This window comes from Viridibacillus soli (assembly GCF_016612995.1).
GTDB classification, from domain to species: domain Bacteria; phylum Bacillota; class Bacilli; order Bacillales_A; family Planococcaceae; genus Viridibacillus; species Viridibacillus soli.
Map to the genome: position 1 here is coordinate 272660 of NZ_JAEOAH010000003.1, position 23626 is coordinate 296285.

Sequence of the window (23626 nt, forward strand, 5' to 3'; positions counted from 1 at the left end):
GAATAAATAGTATGAGCGATTTATATGAAAAGTGAGGGGATTGCATAATGAAAAATAAGGATAACAATGAACAAACAATAACTGGGCTTGAGAAAGAAATTCAAACCGATTTTCAAAAATCGATGTCTTACGGAGATTATCTCCACCTTGATAAGATTTTATCTAGTCAGCATAGACTTTCCAACCATCACGATGAAATGCTTTTCATCATTATCCATCAAGCAAGTGAGTTATGGATGAAGCTCATTTTACATGAGTTGGCAGCTGCTACTGAGTGTATACGCCAAAATAAGCTGGAACCCTCGTTTAAAATGTTGTCGCGTGTTTCGAGAATTCAGCAGCAATTGATTCAGTCATGGAGTGTCCTTTCGACTTTGACACCTTCTGAATACATGGAATTTAGGGATAAACTGGGTCAATCTTCTGGATTCCAATCTTATCAAAATCGTTTGATTGAATTTGCATTAGGAAACAAAAATGTCCATATGCTATCAGTCTATCAACATCAGACAGAACTATCTGAGCAAATGCTCCAGGCCCTTCATGAGCCAAGTATTTATGACGCCGCTATTAATGCCCTTGTGGCACGTGGATTACCTATTGACCAAGAAGCTATTAGCAGGGATTTTTCACAAATATATGAACCAAATACCAGTGTGGAAGAGGCATGGCTGACAGTCTACCGCGATGTCGAGCAATATTGGGACTTATATGAGTTGGCCGAGAAGTTAGTAGACATAGGCAATCAACAGCAATTATGGCGTTTTAATCATGTAAGTACAGTAGAAAGAATTATTGGTCATAAACAAGGAACTGGTGGATCATCAGGTGTTACGTATTTAAAAAGAGTACTGGACCAACACTTCTTCCCAGAACTATGGAGTCTAAGAACAAAGCTATAAGAAGAAATAAAGTAGGTTTTTCTTATAAAAGAGCGGCAAAGAAAATAATAGCCAAAAGAGATGGAGGTAAGATGCATGGGTATATGGATTGATATTTCACAACGTCTTGATGAAAACGTTGCAGTATGGCCTGGAGATACACCATTCTCATACAAAGTCAATTGGAGTAAAGTAGAGAGTGGATCTGTCAATGTAGGTCAAATCAATATGAGTTTACACACTGGTACTCATATTGATGCACCCTTTCATTTTGATAACGATGGAAAAAGAGTAATTGATCTGGATCTCGATTTATATATAGGGAATGCAACAGTTATCCATTTACCGAACAAAACTAGCATTGGCGTAAATGAATTATCCAATCTAGATCTACAAGGCGTGACGCGACTGTTAATCCGCACAGATGCATGGAAGAATCGAAGCGTGTTTCCACAAACCATTCCTCATATCCAACCAGAATTAGCGGCATATCTTTCAGAACTGGGTGTTCGTCTTATTGGCCTTGATTTACCTTCAGTAGATCCACTTGATAGTAAAGAATTGTCTGCTCATCATGAACTTGCCGGTCATAAAATTCACATTTTAGAGGGGCTTGTATTAGACGAGATTGGACCAGGAAATTATGAGTTGGCAGCCCTCCCACTTCCATTGGTTGAAGCAGATGGAAGTCCGATACGTGCTGTATTGAAAAAGTTACCCTAAAAAGAAATAGGACTTGAAATGTATGTATTGAGTTAAAATCTTTCATAAGAACGAGCCGGGTCACGAAATTGATTTGGCTTGTTTAAATTATTTTGGTCCATTAAATACTGATAACTCGAACATTCGTTTAAGCTCTTTAATTGCAAATCTTGAATTAACTAGTCCATCAGTAAAGGTAAATAGATTACATAATTCAATGTTTTAAAAAGAAAAAATACATATTAGCCATCACTAATATGTGTTTTTCTTCTTTATGGATTATTAGAAGGGGAGATTTATCGCTTCCATTAACAATAATTCGGATGATGTGATTAAATCGCAATTCCAGACTACTAGTTTTGTCATCGACAAGATTCCACATTATGAATTATTTTGTTCAATAATAGCAAAGTAATTATCTTCAATATCCGCAAAGTTAAATACTTTACCATGAGGTAATTCAACGATTGCTCCTACTTTTACGCCTTTTTCTTGTAAATTTTGATAGTCTTTTTCAAGATCATTTGAATAAAGCAAAACAGATGGTGTACCTAAATGCAATTCCGGACTTATATTAGCTATAAATTCTTTATCATGCAGAACAAAGCTAGTTTCGCTATCCACTGTTGGTGCTAGCTCAACCGATAAAGGTTCCTTACTTTTTTGTCGAACGACAAAATTCAATTTATCCTCCCAAAAAGTTGCAACCGCTTCAACATCCTTCACGTATAACATAACTTGTCCAATCTTTTTAATCATCTCACTACCTCCTTATTTTATAAAAATAGTATAGCATCTTTTTTATCTATACAATAATTCGGGGCCATTTTTCGCGATTAGGTACAATCATCCCTTATCTTTAACATAGGACAATACACTCTTAGCTATTGCGCAAACAAAAAAAGCTCAATTACCTTTTATAGTAATTGAACTGTATGAATATAATTTTTATTAGAGAGAGCAAAAAGGAATATCCAAAAGATACTCCTTTTTAATAGCTAAGATTAAAGTTTTGTAACGTTAGCTGCTTGTGGTCCGCGGTTACCTTCAACAACTTCAAATTCAACTTTTTGACCTTCGTCAAGAGTTTTGAAGCCGTCACCTTGGATAGCGCTGAAGTGTACGAATACGTCGTTTTCGCCTTCAACTTCTACAAAACCGAAGCCTTTTTCTGAGTTAAACCATTTTACTGTACCTTGTTTCATGTGAGAAAACCTCCAAAAAATTAAATGTAGACAATATGTAATTAATGACCGAAATCAAAAATTCACATATTACATAAAGTACCGACCTACCGCCGATCACTTTTTGTAATATGTGAATGCTAGTTGCGGTTAATCAATTTCAATTGTTAATATTAGTATACGCACGCACAAAAGTTTTGTCAACGAAAGTTCATAATTTTTTGGAAAATTTTATTATTTCTCACATTTTTTATTCACTAACCCAAATGATCCCGTGGTATGTTTGGATATCCTCATCACATGCTTCACAAAACCCAATTTCATCATCCGACCAAAATGCCCAGAAGTGTTCTTTCTTATTTGCATCATGCTCATACTTTTCTTTGAAATCTTGCAATGTTTCAACTAAATATCGCTCAGCTTCTTCTTTAACTTGAAACGTATTTTCTTCTACAATACACTCTTCCCAACCTTCAAATTGCCACCAGGGTTCATAATCTGCCTTCATATAAATTATTTTATACATATTTTCAAATCCTTTTTAATATATTCTATTAAACCAGTCTTTTATATCTATCTTACCTCTATTAAGTGTGATAAAATTACTATAAAAATACTACAATTTTACACAGGGGGATTCGGATGTTTGCTACTATTAGACCCAAATTAGAAATGGCTCAGCTACTTCAACGAGGAACTGACATAAACACAATTGGGAGATTTAAGGATACTCTAGCTTTTAATAATTTCCATAAAAAAGATGAAGACAACTTAAAAGAACTTCATGCAAAGTTAATGGAATGCACACCTTCTATGCGCGACATTTTCACAGAATACTTAGGGGAAATTGCGCCAAATAAACATAACCCTATTTCCGAAAAATATATCGAACAATACTTAAATTCATTCTTTTTAGATCCTCGAGACGATAAATACGTTGATCAAACAGTTCGTTTCTTTTATCTATTTAGACATCATAAATTCGAACCAGGTAAAACGATTGTTATGTTTAATCAATTCGCATTTTATGTGACTACTCATATATTGTATAACTTTGGTTATAAACCTGCCAAAGCATTCGACTTGATGCGTTCATTTCAAGCTGCAGTGAACATCGACCAAGAGCTATTATTTGAGGTAGCAACTGAAAGAATGATCGAACATGCAGTCAGCGAAGTTTCTTCACTAATGGATACAAACTCTCAAATCAATTATATGAAAGATCTTATTTATAGTTTAGACCGTCAAAATGAAGAAATCCAATCATCCACTGCGGCAACTGAACAAATCACTGCTTCCATAAGCGAAGTTGCTAAAACATCTACTCGTATTTCTGAAAAAACAGCTGACTCTGTAGAATATGCAACAAATAGTAAAAATACCATTGACTTAGCGCTAAGTGAAATCTTTAAAACAGAAGAAACTTTTACATCAATCGTTGAATCTTTCGGTGAATTACAAAAGCGTGTCAATGATATCGAAAATGTTGTTACACTAATTAAAGAAATTGCTGACCAAACAAATTTACTTGCGCTAAACGCTTCCATTGAAGCTGCTCGCGCGGGTGAACACGGTAAAGGCTTTGCTGTTGTTGCACAAGAAGTACGCAAACTAGCTGAAAACACAGTATCAGCTTTAGGCGAAGTTTCTTCAAATGTGCATCACCTAAAAAGTTACTCAAGCAATGTCGCAGCATCCATTTCCCATACAACAACTATTATTAAAGATGCAACAAGTGAAGCCAAAGACTCTCTTCCTCTACTTTCTTCAATCGTTGAAGCAATCGAAGAAATTAATGTGGATGTGACAAATACAGCAGCAATCTCTCAACAACAAGCTGCGGCAATAGATGAAGTTTCTCATCGTATGGTGCAAATTTCAGATTTACAAGATAATATTCGTGATTTGGGCCACTCTACATCTGCTGGTATCCACCAACTAGGTGCTGAAATTAATCATTTCCGCTTAAGCATCGTTGAAAGTAATAATGTACAACTTTCAAGTAACGCCCTATTGCAATTATCTAAAGCGGATCATATTATTTGGAAATGGCGCGTCTACAATATGTTCCTTGGATTAGAAAAAATCGATGAAAAAGAAGTATCTTCGCATAAAGATTGCCGACTGGGTAAATGGTACTCCTCAGACAAAGCACGTGAAAAATTCGGACAAGAAAGAGCTTATATCGAGTTAGATACACATCATCAAAAAGTTCACGAAGCCGCTAAAAGAGCAGCTATGTCCTATAATGCAGGTCGTGTAACTGACGCTGAATTTGCTCTAAAAGAGGTAGAAGACTCCTCTCAAAAAGTACTACATTATATTAATGAACTACTTGAAAAATTGGAAAAAGAGCGTGCCATACTGTAAGATTACAGTAGGAGTGCCGATATCAAAACGATTGTCGGCTTTCTACTCATTATGTTACAGGAGGCGAGCGGATGAATAAGCGAGCGCATATCATCTTTAACGGCAACGTTCAAAATCACGGATATCGATTTTTCATTAAACAAAAAGCCATTGAAATCGGTTTAAAAGGGACATGCTTTCTAAATGAGCTTGAGCAAATTGAAGTCGACATTGAAGGCACCATTGAGCAAATCGACCAATTCCTTCAATTCGTCCAACGCGGTGTCAATCCACAAACGGAAAAGAATAGTTTTCGCGTTGAGTTACATAATGATTTAAAGGGTTATACTTCTATGGAGTCGGATATTGTCTAAACCGACTCTTTTTTGTACGGAAAAGCGAAACTTTCTGATGGCTCATTCGTACCTAATATAAGAGCGTTTGAAGGAGGGATTTATAATGCTCAATGTCGGACACTTTCTAGCAAGATATGCAATCACGATACCTTTCACTTTTATTATGTCATTAGTTTATTTATTCGGTTTTGATCTTAACTTTCTTGAAAGCTCGGGCTTAACCATCATTACTTTTTTCGCTACAGCCTATATCATAAAAGGATACCAATTCAGAAAACGTCTAAAAATAGTGGGCTTAACGCGCTCCGAGTATCGTCATATTAAAGAACAAATGACGCATGCTCAAACAAGAATAAAAAGCTTAAATAGACACTACACAAAAGTTCGCTCTGTCGCGGCCTTCAAACAACTATTTGAAATGAATCGTTTAGCAAAACGCATCTTCCAAATCGTACGTACGAATCCAAAGAAATTTTACCAAGCAGAAGATTTCTTCTATGCCCATCTGGAATCAGCGTCTGAGTTAACAGAGAAATATGCGTTGCTTTCCACGCAACCGATTAAAGACACAGATGTCCATATTGCACTACAGCAAACACGTGAAACGTTAGAAGACTTGAATCATTCAATGCAAGACGATTTACGCTCCGTCTTAGCATCTGATATAGAAGAGTTAAAAATGGAGCTCGATTTCGCTCAAATTTCAACACAAAAAAACAAACCTTTACTTGCCCGAGAGGAGAATTCACTTGACTAATAACCCTTCTTCACCTGAACCAGCAAAAACAATGGACGATCTATTAAGCAATCCATTTGAAATGCAACCAGAGCTAGCGAAAGCACCAGCCGAATCCCATACTGAAGATACGCCTGTTAAACAAATGGACCGCCTATCTGATGAGGATAAAAAGAAAGCCGAACAACTTGCGGCACAAATTCCTGTCGGCAATTATGAATCCATTTTAACTTACGGTGCCAATGCACAAAATGAACTTTCTCGCTTTTCACATCAAATGCTTGATCATGTACAACGTAAAGACATCGGCCCTGTTGGTGATGTTCTAAAAGATTTAATGGATAAGCTATCTGAAATTGACCCTGAAGAGCTATCCCAAGGAAAAAAATCTGGACTGCGTAAACTTTTCAGCAAAATATCACGTCCAATTCAAGAGATGATGACAAAATACCAAAAGCTCAGCACCCAAATTGATCGCATTGGCATTCAATTAGAACATTCTAAACGTGGACTCGTAGAAGATGTGCATATGCTTGATAAATTGTATGAGCAAAACAAATTGTATTTCGAAGCATTAAACATTTATATTGCCGCAGCAGAATTAAAACGCGACGATATTACAGCAAAACTTTTGCCAGAATTACGCCATAAAGCAGAACTTGCTAATGACCAAATGCTCGTACAGGAAGTAAATGATATGGCACAATTCGTGGATCGCCTTGAAAAACGTATTTATGACTTACAGTTATCCCGTCAAATTACGATTCAATCAGCACCACAAATTCGTATGATCCAACAAACAAACCAAACTTTGGCAGAGAAAATTCAGGCATCAATCATGACAGCTATTCCATTATGGAAAAACCAAATCGCCATCGCCCTTACATTGAACAACCAACGGAAAGCAGTAGAAGCACAAAAACAAGTAACGAAAACAACAAATGACTTGCTACTAAAAAACTCTGAAATGCTAAAAGTGAACACAATCGAGACAGCCAAAGAAAACGAACGTGGTCTCATCGAAATCGATACTTTGAAGAAAACACAAGAAAACCTTCTTCAAACAATCGAAGAAACACTACAAATTCAAGCAGACGGCCGTCAAAAACGAAAAGCTGCAGAAATCGAAATCGCTCGCATGGAAGGCGAACTAAAACAACGTTTATTAGCTATCCATACGCAGCAACAGAATAATAATCGTACGAATTACTAAAGTATCAAAAAGAGCTCAATTCTTTTATTAGAATTGGGCCCTTTTCTCAATTTCACTATAAGCTTTTGCATAAACAATCATTGTAATAAATGTCGATAATAAATAAACTATTGTGAGAATTTGTATATAAAGATTACATAAAGTTGTTAGGATTCACCTTGATTACATTAATGTTTTTCCAAATCAAAGAATTTTTTTCAGATTAGTAGTCCCAAACTGTAATACCTCAGTATCTGTACCTCCGAAATAGATTCTATTATTTATTCATCTTCGTTACTATAATTCATATCTATTGATTATCAGTAATCATTTAACTTCCAAAAAGGGAATACCATAATTTATTATCCAAAAGTAAATGAATCTCCTGTTTTTTCATTGAGTTATTACTGCTAAAGCTCCTAAATTTATTGAGTTTATTGAACACTATCTCCATTTCATATGTATGTCTACCACTGTTTACCAGATAAACTTCCTTTACCTAAAATTTATTTATTTTGCGCTTTTTATCCATTAATACATCTCCTTAGAATATATAAATTTTCATATACATTTAGGATATGTAAGCCTACCTACGGGACTGTCAATAATTCTGTTTAAATGACAATCCAACCTTCTCTTGTAGATCATCACTTTTGAATTTTTAAGTACTTTTGTTCGAAGGAATGATTTTGATTTTGAGGAAGGGGCACCCCTTCCTCAAAACCAAAATTTCGCGCTGCGCGTTCCTCGGGCTTATTCTTGTGATTCAAACATCGCTTCGAGTTTTCACGTGCCTGATTGAAACCGATATGACAACGTGTCGCGAATTTCTGATTATAATCTTCAAACTACGACACTAAAGATGTCATGATGTTAGATGGATTAGGCCTATTAAAAACGAGCCCGTTCCATGTTGGGATTGAAATCGTTTCGAACGTCCACCTATATTTTGAGTGGTATCGAAGCTATGCAAATGGTTAAAAAAGATCAATCTCATCAGCGAGCAAAGTCTTCCCAAAATGAGGTTGAATTCAATCATAAGTTGTTCGAAGTAGCTGCTTAATCCCAAAGTTAACAGGATATTACCATTCTATGTTTCTATTTTATTATTTTTGCACCACCCAAATTATCAATCTTTATTCAAACTCCACATCATCTACTTTTTTGCACCGATAACTTTAACATCATCAAATAACACCCTGGATGTTCCACCTGATGTTAGAATCCCAACATGAGTTCTACCAAGATTACGTTTTGTAATAAAATCTAGTTTCAGTTCTCGATAGCCTGCTCCTCCCTTAAGTTCAACTGTTTTTTTTATTCTCTCTCCTGCTGCATTATCTGTAAATATAGTTACATTTTGTAACTTATTTTTATCAGTGGACTCTAATTTTACTTTCATACTCAAGGTATATTTGGAGTTTGATGCTACTTGATTTTCAATATATGTCCAAGTATCTCCATTTGATTCAATCCTACCAGCTTTACCTGTCACACCTCCATCTACAATACCACCTATGTTTGTCCAAGTTAACCGTTGTTTGTCAAAATTATCTTGGGCTATAACTTCATCTTTTTCTACAGGTTCTAGTTCAATATGATCTAAGGAAAATTTCCCTTTTGTATTTTCAATTTTCAAGTCGTTTGTTCCCCATTTTAGCTTAACAGTCGGTCCTTCTATAATCTTATAATAACCATATTCACCTTTAACAGTGTCTGCGGCATGTCCTGTAGTAGGGATAGTAGTCTCCCCTACAGCGCTACCATTGTGTGAAAGCCTAATCGTAGAGGTTTCGTTAGCCGCAACCCTATATCTAATTTTATATTCTTGCTCTTTATAAGTAGTTACGCTATACCCTAAATAAGAGTTAGTAGTATCTGTCTTCATTGCCTTTTGCTGTGCATGTATAGGTTCAACTTGTGGTTTAAAATTACTCATTCCTCTAGAATACATCTCAGCTGGGATTGAAGTGATCATATTTGTCATCAATTCGGTTCCGAGTGTAAGACGTTTGTCGGCAAATCCAAATACTACTGCATCAATTCCATCAAATCCAGATTGAGTGCTTCTATTAAATGCGTGAACAAGAGAAATCATTTGATTAGGAAATTCAAAAGTAGATACCTTCTCCTTTCCAGCTCCAGAGATGGATGTACCAAATCGAGGGTACGTCTTCCCGTTATCATGGGTAATGGTCAAATGAAAAGGAGTAATTTCTGATCCCATCGTAACTTTAGTTAAAGGATTACTATAGGCATGAATCTTGTCTCTTAAAATTCCTCCATTCGTATTTCCAACCCATCCAGGAGTAGAATAATTACTCCCACCAACCACACGATTGGAGTACCAAGGTCGAATGGCATCAATACGATCAAAATCTCGTATGTCGAGCTCCATCAGGCCACCTTTATATTCTTGAGATGCTAAGATATTATTAATATCTTGCCATGTTCTTTCTTTTGGTTGGACTTTCCCTCCAATATCTGAATAAATTTGCCTAGAATTATTCAGCATAGCTCCTCTTGAATATGCACTAGGATCGGTAGATGGAAACAAGGCTACAAAGTCTAGAACACTTAATGTATATTCCCTTACATATTCATTAATATGATTCCATCTATCCGTATTCCTATATTTTTCTTGGGTATTAATCTGTTCAGCTTCTTTTTTTCTTTTCTCCAAGCCATCGTTATATACTCTCATAGCATAATCAGTATATTCTCGAATAAGTTGTTTCTGTTGATCCTTATACCCTTCCAATTGATTTTTATCCATTCCCCACTCTTCTGCATTTAAAATAATATCTCTCAGTAATAATAGATGAGCATTTGCAGCTTGCACAAAGATCGGAGCTGTTATTTGTTGATACACAGAATCTGTTGACTTTTCAGGCGTTTGAATAACTTTGATAAATCCTTTGAACTCTCGATCTGCTGCCCGAGCAGCCTCGATTACTGGTGTTCCAGGCTCTTCAACTCTTGCAAAACTATTTCTACTGTCATTATATATTTGCAAAACTCGTTGATAGTCTTCTAGATATGACGTAGCACGACTAAAATTAGCCCCCATAAGATAGCTATGATAATCAGTTATTTTACTATCTATATTTGTCTTAATGTATTCTTCTAATTGTTTCCACATATCAGTTTGGTTGCTACTTGTAGCTGGCATAAATACATCCCAAATGCTTGCTAATAGACTAGCTGGTGGCGGTAATAAAGATAAACCTGTTGTCATCATGCCTTTTAGAAAAGCCAGAGTACCCGAACCCGCATCTTTCTTTTGCTGGATATCCGTTAATAGAGGTCTCCACTGATTATTATTAAATGCATTTATAAACTGATCTAACGTTACTCCTTTATAAGGGTTGTCAAACCAAGCTTTCGAATCCCATAAAGGATTATTAGGATCACCATTTTTTATTTGATTTTCTTTGGAATCTTCTTTTTGTTCAGTTTCTGCAAATACCGTGTTAGCAGTTGGAATGTATGCTCCAGTAAATACACTTGCAGCTACTGTCATTGATAATATTTTTTTATATTTCTTTTTCATAAGATTTCCTCCTCCTTATAAAACTATCATTTTACGTTTTGTGTAGAAGCGAACAAGAGCAAATGATTAAAACCTTTACCGTTTTGGTATTCCAAATTTGTCTGGTGAGGTTCCTATGCATAAGAATCATTAGGTACAATAACCCAGTTATTAGAACTGTGAAGAAGTGCACTATTGCTACCTTTTTGCAAAGCATGTTTAGTGCCCTCTTACATTAATTTTTATGGTCTAAACATTCACTTAACTTCTATGGAATACACTATCTGTACAATTAATTTTGCACTTTTCATCCATACCTCCTTTCTTCTAATTAATTATAAAGGTAAAATGAAGAGCAATAATTTCAATATTAATAGAATCAATTTCATAAATCGTATTTTTTAGAAAACAGACTACTCCCATAGTGCAAAATCTATTTTTAAAAATTATTCTACGTTTGGTTGTTCACGTAAAGCTTGGTTGGTACAATCGACTGCTAGTAAATACATGTGATGAAAGCAAAAGTAAACGAACGTGGTCTCTTCGAAATCGAGTCATTATAGAAAACACAAGAAAACCTTCTTCAAACAATCGAAGAAACTTTGCAAATCCCACTCTATTCATACTTAACAACAAAATAATAACCGTATCCATTACTAAAATAGAAAAAGAGCTCAATTCTTTTATTGAATTGAGCTCTTTTTTGAACACTTATTTTGATATGCCCAAATAAATTTTAATAATTCTTAAACAATATATTCGATCAAGAATAGTACTAATTGTTGATCGTTTTATTTTGCTTCGTAAATCGGATTGTCATTTCCCCAACAAATATTATAAGAATGAAACACAGAAAAGATGGTGACTGAAAGAAGCTGCTTAACAAGACTATACACGCTTGCAAAACTAGCAATCCACGAAGTAACTTTTGTAGGGCTGTATGATGATTACTTGCTGGCACCGGATAAAAAGTATTCATGCGAATATTTCTAGTTGAAATGAACATATGTTTTAGTTGATAAATGGTCGCAAAAGACAAGGCGCTCACAAGCAACCATACGACAAAAGGTGTAGTCACAAATGCTGCTACAAATGCTGAAACAATCGTCAATCTTGCCCATAAATAAATGGACTCATCCGTACGTAAAAAAGTACGTATCATCAAATAAAGAGACGTATTCTTTTGATCGTAACGTATAAGTCTAGTCACAAAACCTAACCACGCTCTTCGGCTAATATTTTCACGCAAAAACGGGACATCCGTAAAATAATTGACCAAGCGATAAAATCGAGTCATTCGAGCTCTCTCTATCTTTGAAAAATATTCAAAGGGAATAGGTTCTAACATAACTTTTTTTCTCAAATGATATTCAAATAGTTGCAAAATAGCGATAAAAATAATGAATCCTAAAAATTGACCTTCGATTGCAAGTTTTAATGTCATGATAGAAAGTACGATTCGTAGCAAACGATTTATAAAATGATGATCCCCCTGGTACTTCCAGTGGTTTGAGAACTCAATTCGCACATTAACATATTTTAGTATAATTATCGCAGAAAACCCTAACGAAATTTTCCATAATGATGGATTTTCTACTGTTAGTAACAGAGGAATTGCAGCACAATAAATGACAAGTACAGAAATAATTTGAGACCAGTATGTCCATAATATTGCTTTTCTAAAATATGCACCCATCCTAGACTCTAACTGTAAAAAATATACTTGGTCAGGTTCGCGAATTAATGTGGTTGGTCTACTAAATGATAATAACGCTCCACATATAGTGGATACAATCCACTCAGCAGGAAAATCCTGCGTCACTACCTGCAACCATTTACCGTAATAAGAAACTGCAAAACCTAACACAATGATTATGGCGATATAACTTGTAGCAAACACAAATCGCAAATATTTAAATAGTTCTCTCAAATATTGTTTGAACCGTATAGCCCAAATATCTTCTAAATTCTTCATTATGTTCTCCTAAATATAGAATGACCTTTTTACATTGTAGTTAAATTCTAATAGTGTAAAGGAATGATTACAACCTCTTTCAACCATCTACCACATAATCAATTAAAATAAGGGAACATCCTATCATTAGAAGTTCCCTTTCTTATTCCTTTATGCCTTGTTATTTTTATAGCTGTTTTCAGTGACTAGCGATAGCTACTTGAACAACTTATCTAGCTCTCTTTCAATTAAATATCTGATTCTTTCACTATCTACCGGTACAAAACCCATTAAAATATGCAGTGCAAGTCCATCAATAAATGCATGTAAATGGATGATTTCTTCTTCTAACTGTAGCCCATCCTTTAGGAGCTGCGAATCTTGTAAATGATGCATAATCCGTTCTATTATTTGCTTAACACCATCCTCTTTTAGTTCTTTTTTTCGTAACTTATAAGAAACAAATTCAAGCCACACTTGCATTTCTACTAAATTATTTTCTTTGAAGGGAGTGGCTGTAGTTTATGTTCATATATTCTTTCATTTACTTGATTCTCCACAAGATGCATCGCAAATTGGATCAACTTTTCATGTGTTTTGAAATAATATTGAATCGCACCGAGTGAGAGATTCGCCTCCTTTGCAATTGAACGTACCGTTGCCCCTTCTAAACCGTCACGTGCAATAACGTTCCATGTAGCTTTTGCGATAATTGTTTTTCTTTCTTCATGATCTACGATTTTAGGCATATTTTAATTATACTGTTTTGGAATATATTTGTATTTAAATGTATGTTATTATTTTAATACAAATGTATTAAAAAGGAGTGGTGAAAATGATTGTTTGGATTATTACAGCGGAAATCGCTTTCTGGATTGCGATTATGGCTGCTCTTTTTTCTCGCTATATCTTAAAAAAGCTAAAGCTAAGTACTTTTTTGTTCATATTAGTACCCCTTATCGATTTAGCGTTGATCGTTTTTACGATTATGGATCTAAGAAACGGGGCTATTGCTTCGAGTGCTCACGGCATTTCTGCAATCTATATTGGCGTTTCGATTGCTTACGGGAAAACAATGATTACTTGGGCAGACGAAAAATTTCAAGTATGGTTTTTAAAGATTAATTTAAATAAAAAACCCTTAACTGGAGTGGCTAAGGGGATGAAGGAATTGAAATTGTTTGGCCAGCATATAATTGCATACTTATTAGGTAGCTCTATGCTTTGGCTTATGATAACAATTGTTGGCCATCAAGAAGATACAACTGCATTAGAACAAGTATGGAAAATTTGGTCTCTTGTTTTATTAATTGACGGAGTAATTAGCCTTTCCTACATATTGTTTCCAACAAAAAAGAAAACTTTTTTGGCTAACATAGGCCTTTAATGGCACAATATCAAAAATACAGGATTTCATAAAGTTGTACTCTGCTCTATCTATTTTTCAATTTTACAACGATATTGTTTTTTCATTATTTTAAAAACCATATCCTTCACTATACCGGTTACACTTCCCTGCTTGAAAAAGTGTAATCGATATAGTCATTTTTTTCTTCAATAGTTGGTCATCTGCCTACAAGCTCATGTTTCCTTGTGACATCTAATCCCATATCAGTGCGTTTTGGATTATAGTGATGCTCCTATTCCGCAAAAACAGCAATTTTGAAAGCTCGCTTCACAAGTAGATCGTTAATTCAAAAACTAGGATTTAAGAATGTCACTATTGTCCGTCTATCATATTCTTTATGACAATTCTAAAATAAGCTCCCCCTTCTATCCTGTTCTTAGCTAGGATTTCACCATTATGTTTTTTAACTATTGTTTGTGCGATGAATAATCCTAAACCTGAATGACCGTCCTCACTAAATTTCACTGTGTTTTCTCGGTAAAACTTTTCGAAAATTTTAGTTGTATTTTGCCCTGAAAAACCTTTTCCATTATCGGTTATTTCGAAAATAATTTCGTCATTCGTTATAATTGTTTCCCAACTTATTACGCCTTCTACAGGTGTATAGCGGAGACTATTTGCAAAGATATTATCAAGCACCTGGTTTATACGAAAGACATCAATAAAAAGAGGATGCTCATCGGTTTGAAGATTTTTTAAAGCAGTCTTTAATGTAATATCCTTTTTCTCGCTTAGTAAAGTGTATTCTCTTAATTTTGAAGACACGTAATTATTAACATCTGTTTCTTTTATATCTAATTTAAATTCAGGTTGTTCTACTTTTGAGATTTCATTTAACTCATTGATCAGCTTAATAGATCGATGACAACTTGTCATAATTGTCTTTAGATATTGATCTTGGCGCTCAATATTGTAATATTCCATTTCTAACAATCCTTCAGCATGACCTTGGATAATTGTTAAAGGCGTTTTAAGATCATGTGCTACAGCTGCGATCAATTCCTTTCGTTCTCTCTCCATATCCCACTGCTTTTGAAGAGACTCTTTTAGTGCTTCCTTCATTTCTTCAAATGCAAAAACAAGCTGATTAAGTTCTTTTGTACTATTAATATGTGCTAATGAAAAATCCAAATCATGTTTTTCAATTTTATGTGTACCTTCAATAATCTCGTTAAAAGGTCGTTCAATTCTTTCACTGAAACGTTTCCCTACTAGGTATGAAATTAAATGAAAATAAAAGAAAGGCACACAAAATGCACTGATATAGATAAACCATAGTAGGAGCGAATCATTAGGATTCGAAGACATTACAGATAATTTATAGCGGAATCCTATAGCTCCAAGCAAATTTTCCCTGTCATCAAAAATAGGATAATATTTAATAATTTGGTCTTCATCAAATAGATTAATATTGAGTTTCTTTATCAAATTAGTTTCTGAAGAGATATAAGATTGTGACATACTTCCATACATTATCTGTCCTTTTCTATCAATTACTTGATAATCAATACCTTCTAACGGTATTAATGCATTCAATGTTTCCTTATTTGCTTTATCAATTATGTCGCCCTTTTCTTGAATCTTTTTAACTAATTTTGGAATTTTACCTTCATAGTAATTTGCAGGGTGGATTTTATTATTCAAAGAAAGTAGTAAAATGACAATGAATACCCAAGTAATTATTGTAGCGATAATACTTAGTATGAAAACCAAGTAAAAAGACGATATTATTTGCCCGCGTAATGTCTGGGTACTTAGCCGCTTTAACTTCCCCATTTATATCCTACTCCCCAAATCGTTTCAATATAGGTTGTCTGAGGGTCTTTTTCCAGCAATTTTGCCCTGATATTTTTGATGTGTTCAGTCACTGTTGAAGTATCACCTACTGCTTCCAAACCCCAAACATAATCGTAGATTTGATCTTTAGACAAAACTTGCTCGCGATGTAAGACAAAATATTTAAGTATCTCAAATTCTCGATATGTAAATCTAATTTTTTCATGTTGACAATAAACTTCATGTGCTAAAGTGTCAATGATGAGATTTTTTTGATAAATGCACTGTTTTCTTTCCGAACGTGCTCTTTTCTCACGTCTGAGATGAACAAAGATCCTTGTTTTTAATTCCTTTAAACTGAAAGGCTTTTCTATATAATCATCTCCACCCACCATCAATCCCTGAATCCTGTCTTGCTCAGTATTTTTGGCACTAACAAAGATAATTGGGCAAGAAATACTAGTCCTGATATGTTCGCATAGTTCAAAGCCATTCATACCTGGCATCATTACATCAAGTACAATCAAATCAGGTTTTTTATTTAACAAATTCAGTGCTTCACCACTATTGTAGGCACTATATACAATATACCCCTCATCTTCGAGTGAATTCTTTATAAACGTTATGATATCTTTTTCATCATCCACAATTAGAATTTTCCCATTCATGGCTACTACCCCATCCAGTCAAGTTTTTCTAAACTATTACATTTAATATAAAGCCTACCAAAATAATAACAAACACTAGTAACATTAAGCTATTGTTTGCTGCCCTAAAAATCGGAAAATCTCATCTGTCATTGTTAAGTAAAAATGAAAGGTACTCAGAAATATAAATGCTACTAACTAATACCCCGTAAATGGAAATATAATACAAACTAGCATTTGGCCTAAGGAGACTAATTAGAATACTCATTATATTTAGCGCAAGTAGAATAGCAAATGCTAACATATAAAATTTGATAACGTAAAAGAATGTATCTATGAATTGTAACGAATACGTATGAAAGATCGTTACTTCAGGAACCTCATATGCCGTTCGCCGTCGCATTCAAAAGGAATCGCATGCTTATGATCGTAAAAAATGCACACGAATACCCTATGTATTTTATACAAGAGAAAGCGCACTTAACAAGGTAAAGACTTGGTATTTAGAACGATATACGAGTATGTCCCCCGCTCAAAAGAGCTCATAAATTGAAAGAAGCGTTATATTTAATCAACAATCTCCCAAGAAATTACTTGGGTTGGAAACTTGCACACGAAGCGTTCATGGAGCAAGTGTTGCACTTAATTTGGCTGAGCAACATACAAAACAACCAATTTATAACATTTACCCAAATATTATATTTTTTTAAAAATTTTTGTATAAATAAAAGAGAATTATTGGAAAAAATGTAGAATAAGTAAGTTATCAAAGAAAAGGAGTGATTTAATGAAAAAATTATCAACTTTATTTGGAATTGGCGCTTTAAGTGTGGTGTTATTTACCGGGGTTCCTAATCATTCATTTGCGACATCAAGTACTCCAGATTCAGTAACTGACGCAACATACAGTAAATTTGTAAGTGTTAATAAATATTATGATGGTAAAGTTACTCCAAGACAAACTATTACCTACAACAGTCATGGTTATAGTGGCACTCTTACTTTAGACGATTATGCATATGATGGAACTATGACTTTAGCGAGTTATAGTGGATATGTTAATTGTTCCGGTCTTTGTCCTATAGAATAATAATTTACTAGAAAAATGACTAAATGTAGGATATATAAGTCACTACTTATATATCCTACAACCTAATAAACTAATATTTCCTTAATTTGAAAGAAGAACTCTTCTACGAAGAGTTCTTCTTTTTATTATTCCATCAAGTGATTCCAATATATTTGTCTTTTTTAACAATCAAAATATGAAGCTTTTATCAAATACTTTCGGCTTTTTCTTTGTGGTGCCTTGCCATTTTACTCATCATTTTTTATTAGAAGTCAAGAATTAAAGTGAAAAATTTGATATATTAACATTATAAGGATTTTTATTTCATTTATAAGATAATCAGTGCATAAAAAAATGCTGCTTATTTGTTATTCAACTATCAGACAAAATAGTGCAATATGAGAGCAGTAAAAAGCTACTACTATTTATTATGTAACTACCAATTGTGATAACATTGGCGACGAGAACCACTGGTGGAAATGGTTTCCCAACGAAAAAAAGTTTATAGTTTCATCTCAATCTAATTTGTTTCCTACTGGATGGGAACCAGTTCATCTTTTTAAAGTTCCATTAGATGCCTATCTTGATTCGAAAAAAAATAAAGCCTTTTTACATCATTCAAATAAATACAACCGACTTATTTGCTATTGATACCAAACATTTTAAATGGAGTGCTGATGGTAAATGGGTTAGTTTTTTTGCAACTCCCACTGCATCTTGGTCCAATGATAGCAATACACTATGTGTACTTTCATCAGCAGCAGACCACTTTCAAGTTATAGGTAAGATGCTCTGGTATGAAAAATGGAAAAAATGGGCTCCTACAAAAAATCAACTAGCTTTCATATCTGGTGAAGGAAGATTTTTCGTTGAAAATACTATTACAACCGTTATAGATATTACTACCTTTTACGAGAGAAAGGAATACACACCTAAAGGATATGTTGACCTTGACTTGGAATGGCTCTCTCCAGATGAAGTAGTTGTTGCTCGTGCAAAAGAAAACAAGGAGTGGAAAGAGGGTCCAATTCCAACTATGTTTACAAGTCTATATGCAATTAATATAAAATCTGGAGAACAGAAGCAGTTTACTTTTCCAAAGAAAAATGAACTAGATAGTGCATCTCTAGTTGTTGGGTCAAATATCACTTGGTATAGCAGTATAGAACAGGAACATCAAGGAGATGTATGGGCTAAAGATAGCATAAATGGTTTGGAATATAGTTGGTTAAAAAATGTAGCCTCTACACCGACTTTTTTCAATAAAAAGTAATTGAAATATCCACAACTCCTATATTTTCTTATTCAGCTATCAAGGTATTAGTTGAATAAAAAATGTAAGATAGACTTATTAAAAGTCTATCTTTGATTCTGAATAACATCTTATTTAAATTTTTCAAAATGACTTGCAACCGGTAGATTACATTGCAATAAATGGGGTTTGATGAATATACTGTTTGTTTTCAATCTGACTAATGATAAAACTTGCTATATCTTTATTAGTAATCTTCGTACCAGGCATATCGTAAAGGCTTTCCTTAATATTCCCCATTTCCGAACCCTCAACTACAAATGGTAAGCGGATTAGTGTCCATTCAATTCCTCTATTTTCTTGAAGAATGGTCAACTCTTCCTTCTTATCCTTCAACATCTTAGAAAAGAAAATTTCAAATAGCTTTGCACCAATCTTATTAAAAACTGTTTTTCTATCTCCTTTAATATTGAGCGATCCTCCTGTAACACCTATATATCGACTAATTTCAAATTCTTTCATTACTTCAAATATATTTTTCGTTAGGCTGCTATAGATTGGTTCATCTTTAGGAGGTTGGCCAAAGGTATTTATGACAATATGACACCCATTCAGAAGGAGTTTTATGTTATCTATATTTTCAACTGTACCTTCTATAATCTCAATTCTTTCATCTTTATCCGTAATCTTTTCTAGATTTCGAACAAGCATACGAACTTGATAACCATTTTGTAACGCTTTAGAAGCGATGTAACGTCCAACTTTTCCCGTGCCTCCAATTATAGCGATTTTATAAGCATGATCCATAAATATCCCCCCCAAGTATAGTCGTTTACTTTAGCTAGTAAATCATTAACATATTTAACTTTGTTACAGCTCTATCATATCTTCGGAATCCACTTTTCACTTCATAATAAATATATACACAGTTTTTTATAGAGAGATTGATAAGAAGGGACCTCCCTGTCAATAGGAGTTCCCTTTCTAATTCTACAGTATGATTCTTTTATAAAAATTTCCGATTATTTTATGTACTTCTTGCTAAGCTAACGCCTGGTTAGTTCTATAATTAAAATGGTAATTCATTGATTTTAATAGGTGTTAACACTTTATTTTCCCAATCTGATCTAATAGTTGCATAACACAATGAATCTGAAACACTGCCATCATCATTTTCCCAGGCATTTCGTAAATAGCCTTCTTTGACAAAACCGCATTTGCTTAGTGTTTTTCTCATTGCTAAATTATCACTTCTAGTATATGCCTCAATTCTAATTTTTTTATCAGGGAGAGTAAATATGTAATCTTTGAGCCAGTTAAGGGCTCCTGTTCCAAGTCCCTTCCCTCTAAAATTATTACCTAATCGAATATCAAATAATGGAATAGTATCAGTAATATCATGAATAATAATCAAACCAACTTTTTCTCCATCATTCTCTATCCAAATAGTTTGCTTATCATCTTTATACCAGCCTTCATGATAGTTTTTAGTAATTTGTTCTGAAGTAGGTTTAGGGTTTCCGTGAAATTCCCAATAATTTTTTGTCATAAATGATATTAGTTCATCAAGTTCATTCTTTAATGGTTTAAAATTTAAATCATTCATATTTCCTTCCCCCAATCTTCCTTATGGACACCTTTTAACAATACCATATAAATACAATTATTCAATATTAAGAGTTTTAGGTAGTGTAAATTGAGCTTATTTTTTCTATACCAACTTCAGTAATCATCTCAAGTACATGGGCCAATCATAAATGTTATAACTAATGTACCTTCGTTAAGAATAATAATTATTCGATACATATTATAATTCAGCAAAAAAATTAAGTAGTATATTCGTATATAGTTGCTCAATCTTCATATACATTTTTAACTTTGTTAAAACTCTACCATATCTTCGGAAAACTGTTCTTCCGACATTACTTGTAAACCGTTTCGTTTAAGTAAAGCTGTTGTAACACCGTTTCCGACAATCTTTTCACCTTTAAATTGCCCATTATAAATCATTGCACTACCACATGAAGGGCTATACTCTTTAAGAACAATGATTGTCGCCTCAAGCTCCTGTACCGTTTTAAGCGTAGCAAAAGCACCTTTGATGTATAAATCCGTAACATCTCTACCTGATTTTTCAATTACTCTAGCATTCCCGTCCAGTACATCCTCCCCCTTACCGCCTATTATTTCAGCTGGTTCTCTCGGGGTTGAAAAACCACCTAACAGTTCAGGACATACCGTAACAGCTTTATTTACTTCGATTAGTTTATGAATTTTCCGATCTAAACTATGTGTACCGTTATATCTTACTTGTAAACCTGCCAAACATGAGCTCACTATTATCAATGCTATCACCTCTACCTTAAAGTATTTTGATATTAAGCTAGCTTGATACAATTTCCACAATGATTTGTGTTTTGAATATTTTATGGACCTTACTCCAACAAATTTTACATTCCTATGCATTATATAGAGCAAAAGGAGTTGGCCTAAGTACATTTTGATGATTCATATCTATTTTCCTATGATCTTTTGCTAATGTTTATCCATAACAATACTTAATTGGCATACAAAAAATCCAAGAAGAACCTGCAACAAATTAGTGTTACGATCTAACAGAAGAACTCCTACAAATCAGTAAGCCAACAATATTTAGTGAAGCTCAATCCCTCTTCAACTCTTAATTGGTACGCCTGTGCTTTATGAGCAAAAAGAATAGACCTATAAATAGGAATCCATATAGAAAAATCCAACCGAATTGCCAATAAAATAATCCAGGTATGAATTTTATGCTATCTTTCGAACTCAACATTTCTAAAGAAAGATGGACAGGAGGTAATAACCAAATAAGCCCTTTTACTTGTAGAATTGTGCTTTTGAAGGAGGCAATCGCTACAGAAATAATAAGTATACTTAGCACTCCCCACCACGTATTCCCCTTGTTTTTGACTAGTTCTCTTGTAAAGATAGCGGACAATGCAATGGCTACAATGGATAAACTAAAATGAGACAGGAGGCCCATAATTATATGTAATAAACGAGTTTCTACTCCGAACGCACCAATAACAATGGGATACGCTACATATATGCAACTTAGACAAAAGCCAATGAGAGCACAAATAATAAATAGTGCAAGATAATACTCCCTTAAGCTTTTGCAATGCAATAACGTTATTTGCTTTTGACCCTCATCTTCTGCATGAAAAATCGTTATCGTAAACCACCCCATGATAAAAAAGAGAACCAAGGATGTAAATGAGTAACTGTCTAAAGTTGGATTAGGAATATAAGTATAGTTCACTATAAGAGCCATGATATAGACTGAAAAAGGTGGAATATATCTGTACGACCTTACATAATTGATTAATTGATAGTTTAATAAACCTGTCATTTTCTTTTCATCTCTCTTTCAACTAGAAGTGGTTATAAAAGCCTTCTTCAACCCGATGTATAGGAATTAATTGCTTAATTGAGGCACCCCTTTTAAGGAGTTCCAGCAAGATTTTGTCTGTATCTTCCTGGTTAACGGTTGCCTCTATCTCGTTAACTCCAGAATTCAAATGCCTTTCTTGTTGAATTTCAATAAAGGGAAGCAATTCTTCTAACGATGTTTCTGTAGCAATTGCAAAAATAAATCTATTTCCCTTGTTTACACTCCCTTGTAATGAACTAGTTTGAATAACTTGATGATCCTTAATTAATAGGACCCTATCTACTATGTTTTCTAACAATTTAGTCTCATGGCAAGTCAAAACAACACTTAGCCCTCTTTCTTTCAAAATTAATAGAATACCTTCTAAATCACTTTGGGATATGGGGTCAAGTCCAGATAAAGGCTCATCCAATATTAAAAGATCTGTCTCCTCAAGCATCGCCTGCATAATCGCAACCTTCTGTTTCATTCCTTTTGAAAAGTGTTCAATTCTTGTTTTACGAGCATCTTGCAAATTAAAGGTTTCTATTAAATTATCTATACGCTGTTGTATTTGACCCTTTGCCATTCCCCGAATATTGCCCATATGAGTTAGATACTCTTCCGGCGTGAACAGAATATGAGAAGGCGTAACTTCAGGTACATAACCGATTTTCAGCGGCTGTATATATTTGTGGACCACACCACTGTCTGGCTTGACTAAACCTCCAATGATTTTTAATAGCGTACTTTTCCCAGAACCATTCTTTCCAACAAGTGCTACAACCTGATTAGCATATATTGAGAAAGACGTATTTTCTAAAACTATTTTCTCTCTATACTGTTTGGTGATATCCTGCAATTCCATTATAATTTTCATCTTTACACACCTTTACTTATTATTAATTAAATGTAATGGGTACCTTCTTGTTAATAAAAAGAATTCTTCATTAAAGAATATAAAAACTCCTATGATCAGCAGCTGTTTAATCTCTATAAAGGTTCAAGAACAAGGAAGTTATTGTATAAGGTACAGATATTAACTTTAAAGGTGCTGGAGATATAAAAATCATTAAACTTCCAAGCATCTTTTCCCCGACATTCAATAAATATCATATATACAATACCATTATATATATATTTTACCATATGTTGAACAACTGTTGATTCCGAGTC

At 34.1% G+C, this 23626-nt stretch carries 22 protein-coding genes and 2 pseudogenes; 11 read left to right on the forward strand and 13 right to left on the reverse strand.

The genetic code is table 11. The annotated features are described in order from the left end of the window. Window positions 1-47 precede the first annotated feature (47 nt). Together kynA and kynB are read left to right on the forward strand one after the other, a co-directional pair. Window positions 48-902: a tryptophan 2,3-dioxygenase gene (kynA, locus tag JFL43_RS03230; protein ID WP_200747896.1), complete on the forward strand. Its 855-nt coding sequence runs from the start codon at window positions 48-50 to the stop codon at window positions 900-902. Window positions 903-977: 75 nt separating this feature from the next. Then, entirely contained in the window at window positions 978-1604 is a 627-nt protein-coding gene (gene kynB, locus JFL43_RS03235) for an arylformamidase (protein ID WP_200747897.1), read from the forward strand. Between the two features lie 360 nt (window positions 1605-1964). On the opposite strand, the gene JFL43_RS03240 is transcribed toward kynB, so the two are convergent. The 3 genes from JFL43_RS03240 to JFL43_RS03250 form a co-directional block, all read right to left on the reverse strand. Continuing rightward, window positions 1965-2342, reverse strand: coding sequence for a VOC family protein (locus tag JFL43_RS03240; RefSeq protein ID WP_100797464.1), 378 nt, complete (start codon window positions 2340-2342; stop codon window positions 1965-1967). 245 nt (window positions 2343-2587) lie between these two features. Further along, the gene (locus JFL43_RS03245; protein WP_100797465.1) at window positions 2588-2788 is read right to left on the reverse strand and encodes a cold-shock protein; all 201 of its coding nucleotides are present in this window, start codon (window positions 2786-2788) and stop codon (window positions 2588-2590) included. Window positions 2789-3017: 229 nt separating this feature from the next. Further along, window positions 3018-3293, reverse strand: a complete 276-nt coding sequence (locus JFL43_RS03250; RefSeq protein WP_200747898.1) for a DUF1033 family protein — start codon at window positions 3291-3293, stop codon at window positions 3018-3020. Between the two features lie 116 nt (window positions 3294-3409). On the opposite strand from JFL43_RS03250, the gene JFL43_RS03255 reads away from it, so the two are divergent. From JFL43_RS03255 to JFL43_RS22325, 5 genes and pseudogenes are all read left to right on the forward strand, one after another. Next, entirely contained in the window at window positions 3410-5137 is a 1728-nt protein-coding gene (locus JFL43_RS03255; protein ID WP_200747899.1) for a methyl-accepting chemotaxis protein, read from the forward strand. A gap of 71 nt (window positions 5138-5208) precedes the next feature. Continuing rightward, window positions 5209-5490 carry an acylphosphatase gene (locus JFL43_RS03260; RefSeq protein WP_100797468.1) on the forward strand — a complete coding sequence of 94 codons (282 nt, stop codon included), beginning with the start codon at window positions 5209-5211 and terminating at the stop codon, window positions 5488-5490. Window positions 5491-5575: 85 nt separating this feature from the next. Continuing rightward, window positions 5576-6229, forward strand: coding sequence for a 5-bromo-4-chloroindolyl phosphate hydrolysis family protein (locus JFL43_RS03265; RefSeq protein ID WP_200747900.1), 654 nt, complete (start codon window positions 5576-5578; stop codon window positions 6227-6229). Beyond that, window positions 6222-7421, forward strand: a complete 1200-nt coding sequence (locus JFL43_RS03270) for a toxic anion resistance protein (protein WP_407701930.1) — start codon at window positions 6222-6224, stop codon at window positions 7419-7421. The genes JFL43_RS03265 and JFL43_RS03270 overlap by 8 nt, the downstream gene beginning before the upstream one ends. Before the next feature lie 874 nt (window positions 7422-8295). Next, window positions 8296-8463 (forward strand): annotated as a pseudogene (locus JFL43_RS22325) (IS6 family transposase); the annotation flags it as partial. A gap of 93 nt (window positions 8464-8556) precedes the next feature. Here JFL43_RS22325 and JFL43_RS03275 read toward each other — a convergent pair. The 4 genes from JFL43_RS03275 to JFL43_RS03290 form a co-directional block, all read right to left on the reverse strand. Beyond that, complete coding sequence (locus JFL43_RS03275) at window positions 8557-10953, reverse strand: insecticidal delta-endotoxin Cry8Ea1 family protein (RefSeq protein WP_200747901.1); 2397 nt, start codon at window positions 10951-10953, stop codon at window positions 8557-8559. A gap of 754 nt (window positions 10954-11707) precedes the next feature. After that, on the reverse strand, window positions 11708-12907 hold the full coding sequence (locus tag JFL43_RS03280; RefSeq protein WP_200747902.1) for an ABC transporter permease: 1200 nt from the start codon (window positions 12905-12907) through the stop codon (window positions 11708-11710). A gap of 195 nt (window positions 12908-13102) precedes the next feature. Continuing rightward, complete coding sequence (locus JFL43_RS03285) at window positions 13103-13363, reverse strand: TetR family transcriptional regulator C-terminal domain-containing protein (RefSeq protein ID WP_200747903.1); 261 nt, start codon at window positions 13361-13363, stop codon at window positions 13103-13105. Window positions 13364-13374: 11 nt separating this feature from the next. Next, window positions 13375-13635: a TetR/AcrR family transcriptional regulator gene (locus tag JFL43_RS03290; RefSeq protein ID WP_200747904.1), complete on the reverse strand. Its 261-nt coding sequence runs from the start codon at window positions 13633-13635 to the stop codon at window positions 13375-13377. An 86-nt stretch (window positions 13636-13721) separates the two neighbouring features. On the opposite strand from JFL43_RS03290, the gene JFL43_RS03295 reads away from it, so the two are divergent. Further along, a complete protein-coding gene (locus tag JFL43_RS03295; protein WP_200747905.1) occupies window positions 13722-14273 on the forward strand; it encodes a hypothetical protein in 552 nt (183 codons plus the stop codon). Between the two features lie 333 nt (window positions 14274-14606). On the opposite strand, the gene JFL43_RS03300 is transcribed toward JFL43_RS03295, so the two are convergent. Both JFL43_RS03300 and JFL43_RS03305 read right to left on the reverse strand, forming a co-directional pair. Beyond that, window positions 14607-16070, reverse strand: coding sequence for a sensor histidine kinase (locus JFL43_RS03300; RefSeq protein ID WP_200747906.1), 1464 nt, complete (start codon window positions 16068-16070; stop codon window positions 14607-14609). Next, a complete protein-coding gene (locus JFL43_RS03305; protein WP_200747907.1) occupies window positions 16058-16738 on the reverse strand; it encodes a response regulator transcription factor in 681 nt (226 codons plus the stop codon). Before JFL43_RS03305 ends, JFL43_RS03300 begins: the two co-directional genes overlap by 13 nt. Window positions 16739-17263: 525 nt before the next feature. On the opposite strand from JFL43_RS03305, the pseudogene JFL43_RS23630 reads away from it, so the two are divergent. The 3 genes and pseudogenes from JFL43_RS23630 to JFL43_RS03315 all read left to right on the forward strand — a co-directional run. Next, a pseudogene (locus tag JFL43_RS23630) lies at window positions 17264-17365 on the forward strand (IS30 family transposase); the annotation flags it as partial. 139 nt (window positions 17366-17504) lie between these two features. After that, window positions 17505-17807, forward strand: a complete 303-nt coding sequence (locus JFL43_RS03310; protein ID WP_200747908.1) for a hypothetical protein — start codon at window positions 17505-17507, stop codon at window positions 17805-17807. 562 nt (window positions 17808-18369) lie between these two features. Beyond that, the gene (locus JFL43_RS03315; protein WP_200747909.1) at window positions 18370-19059 is read left to right on the forward strand and encodes a hypothetical protein; all 690 of its coding nucleotides are present in this window, start codon (window positions 18370-18372) and stop codon (window positions 19057-19059) included. A gap of 147 nt (window positions 19060-19206) precedes the next feature. Here the strand turns inward: JFL43_RS03315 and JFL43_RS03320 are convergent, their stop codons facing one another. The 4 genes from JFL43_RS03320 to JFL43_RS03335 form a co-directional block, all read right to left on the reverse strand. After that, window positions 19207-19845, reverse strand: coding sequence for an NAD(P)-dependent oxidoreductase (locus JFL43_RS03320; RefSeq protein ID WP_200747910.1), 639 nt, complete (start codon window positions 19843-19845; stop codon window positions 19207-19209). A gap of 262 nt (window positions 19846-20107) precedes the next feature. Continuing rightward, window positions 20108-20644, reverse strand: coding sequence for a GNAT family N-acetyltransferase (locus JFL43_RS03325; protein WP_200747911.1), 537 nt, complete (start codon window positions 20642-20644; stop codon window positions 20108-20110). A gap of 275 nt (window positions 20645-20919) precedes the next feature. Then, window positions 20920-21384 (reverse strand): DUF523 domain-containing protein, encoded by a 465-nt coding sequence (locus tag JFL43_RS03330; protein ID WP_200747912.1) that lies wholly within the window; start codon window positions 21382-21384, stop codon window positions 20920-20922. Window positions 21385-22451: 1067 nt separating this feature from the next. Further along, window positions 22452-23330 carry an ABC transporter ATP-binding protein gene (locus JFL43_RS03335; protein ID WP_200747913.1) on the reverse strand — a complete coding sequence of 293 codons (879 nt, stop codon included), beginning with the start codon at window positions 23328-23330 and terminating at the stop codon, window positions 22452-22454. Window positions 23331-23626 lie beyond the last annotated feature (296 nt).

Excerpts from the sequence above, each read along its gene's own strand:
- JFL43_RS03250 (WP_200747898.1), bottom strand. The coding sequence starts at position 3,293 with ATGTATAAAATAATTTATATGAAGGCAGATTATGAACCCTGGTGGCAA.
- kynA (WP_200747896.1), top strand. The coding sequence starts at position 48 with ATGAAAAATAAGGATAACAATGAACAAACAATAACTGGGCTTGAGAAA.
- JFL43_RS03280 (WP_200747902.1), bottom strand. The coding sequence starts at position 12,907 with ATGAAGAATTTAGAAGATATTTGGGCTATACGGTTCAAACAATATTTG.
- JFL43_RS03265 (WP_200747900.1), top strand. The coding sequence starts at position 5,576 with ATGCTCAATGTCGGACACTTTCTAGCAAGATATGCAATCACGATACCT.
- JFL43_RS03255 (WP_200747899.1), top strand. The coding sequence starts at position 3,410 with ATGTTTGCTACTATTAGACCCAAATTAGAAATGGCTCAGCTACTTCAA.
- kynB (WP_200747897.1), top strand. The coding sequence starts at position 978 with ATGGGTATATGGATTGATATTTCACAACGTCTTGATGAAAACGTTGCA.
- JFL43_RS03245 (WP_100797465.1), bottom strand. The coding sequence starts at position 2,788 with ATGAAACAAGGTACAGTAAAATGGTTTAACTCAGAAAAAGGCTTCGGT.
- JFL43_RS03325 (WP_200747911.1), bottom strand. The coding sequence starts at position 20,644 with ATGAATGATTTAAATTTTAAACCATTAAAGAATGAACTTGATGAACTA.
- JFL43_RS03295 (WP_200747905.1), top strand. The coding sequence starts at position 13,722 with ATGATTGTTTGGATTATTACAGCGGAAATCGCTTTCTGGATTGCGATT.
- JFL43_RS03290 (WP_200747904.1), bottom strand. The coding sequence starts at position 13,635 with ATGCCTAAAATCGTAGATCATGAAGAAAGAAAAACAATTATCGCAAAA.
- JFL43_RS03320 (WP_200747910.1), bottom strand. The coding sequence starts at position 19,845 with ATGGATCATGCTTATAAAATCGCTATAATTGGAGGCACGGGAAAAGTT.
- JFL43_RS03305 (WP_200747907.1), bottom strand. The coding sequence starts at position 16,738 with ATGAATGGGAAAATTCTAATTGTGGATGATGAAAAAGATATCATAACG.
- JFL43_RS03240 (WP_100797464.1), bottom strand. The coding sequence starts at position 2,342 with ATGATTAAAAAGATTGGACAAGTTATGTTATACGTGAAGGATGTTGAA.
- JFL43_RS03300 (WP_200747906.1), bottom strand. The coding sequence starts at position 16,070 with ATGGGGAAGTTAAAGCGGCTAAGTACCCAGACATTACGCGGGCAAATA.
- JFL43_RS03260 (WP_100797468.1), top strand. The coding sequence starts at position 5,209 with ATGAATAAGCGAGCGCATATCATCTTTAACGGCAACGTTCAAAATCAC.
- JFL43_RS03275 (WP_200747901.1), bottom strand. The coding sequence starts at position 10,953 with ATGAAAAAGAAATATAAAAAAATATTATCAATGACAGTAGCTGCAAGT.
- JFL43_RS03335 (WP_200747913.1), bottom strand. The coding sequence starts at position 23,330 with ATGAAAATTATAATGGAATTGCAGGATATCACCAAACAGTATAGAGAG.
- JFL43_RS03310 (WP_200747908.1), top strand. The coding sequence starts at position 17,505 with ATGAAAAAATTATCAACTTTATTTGGAATTGGCGCTTTAAGTGTGGTG.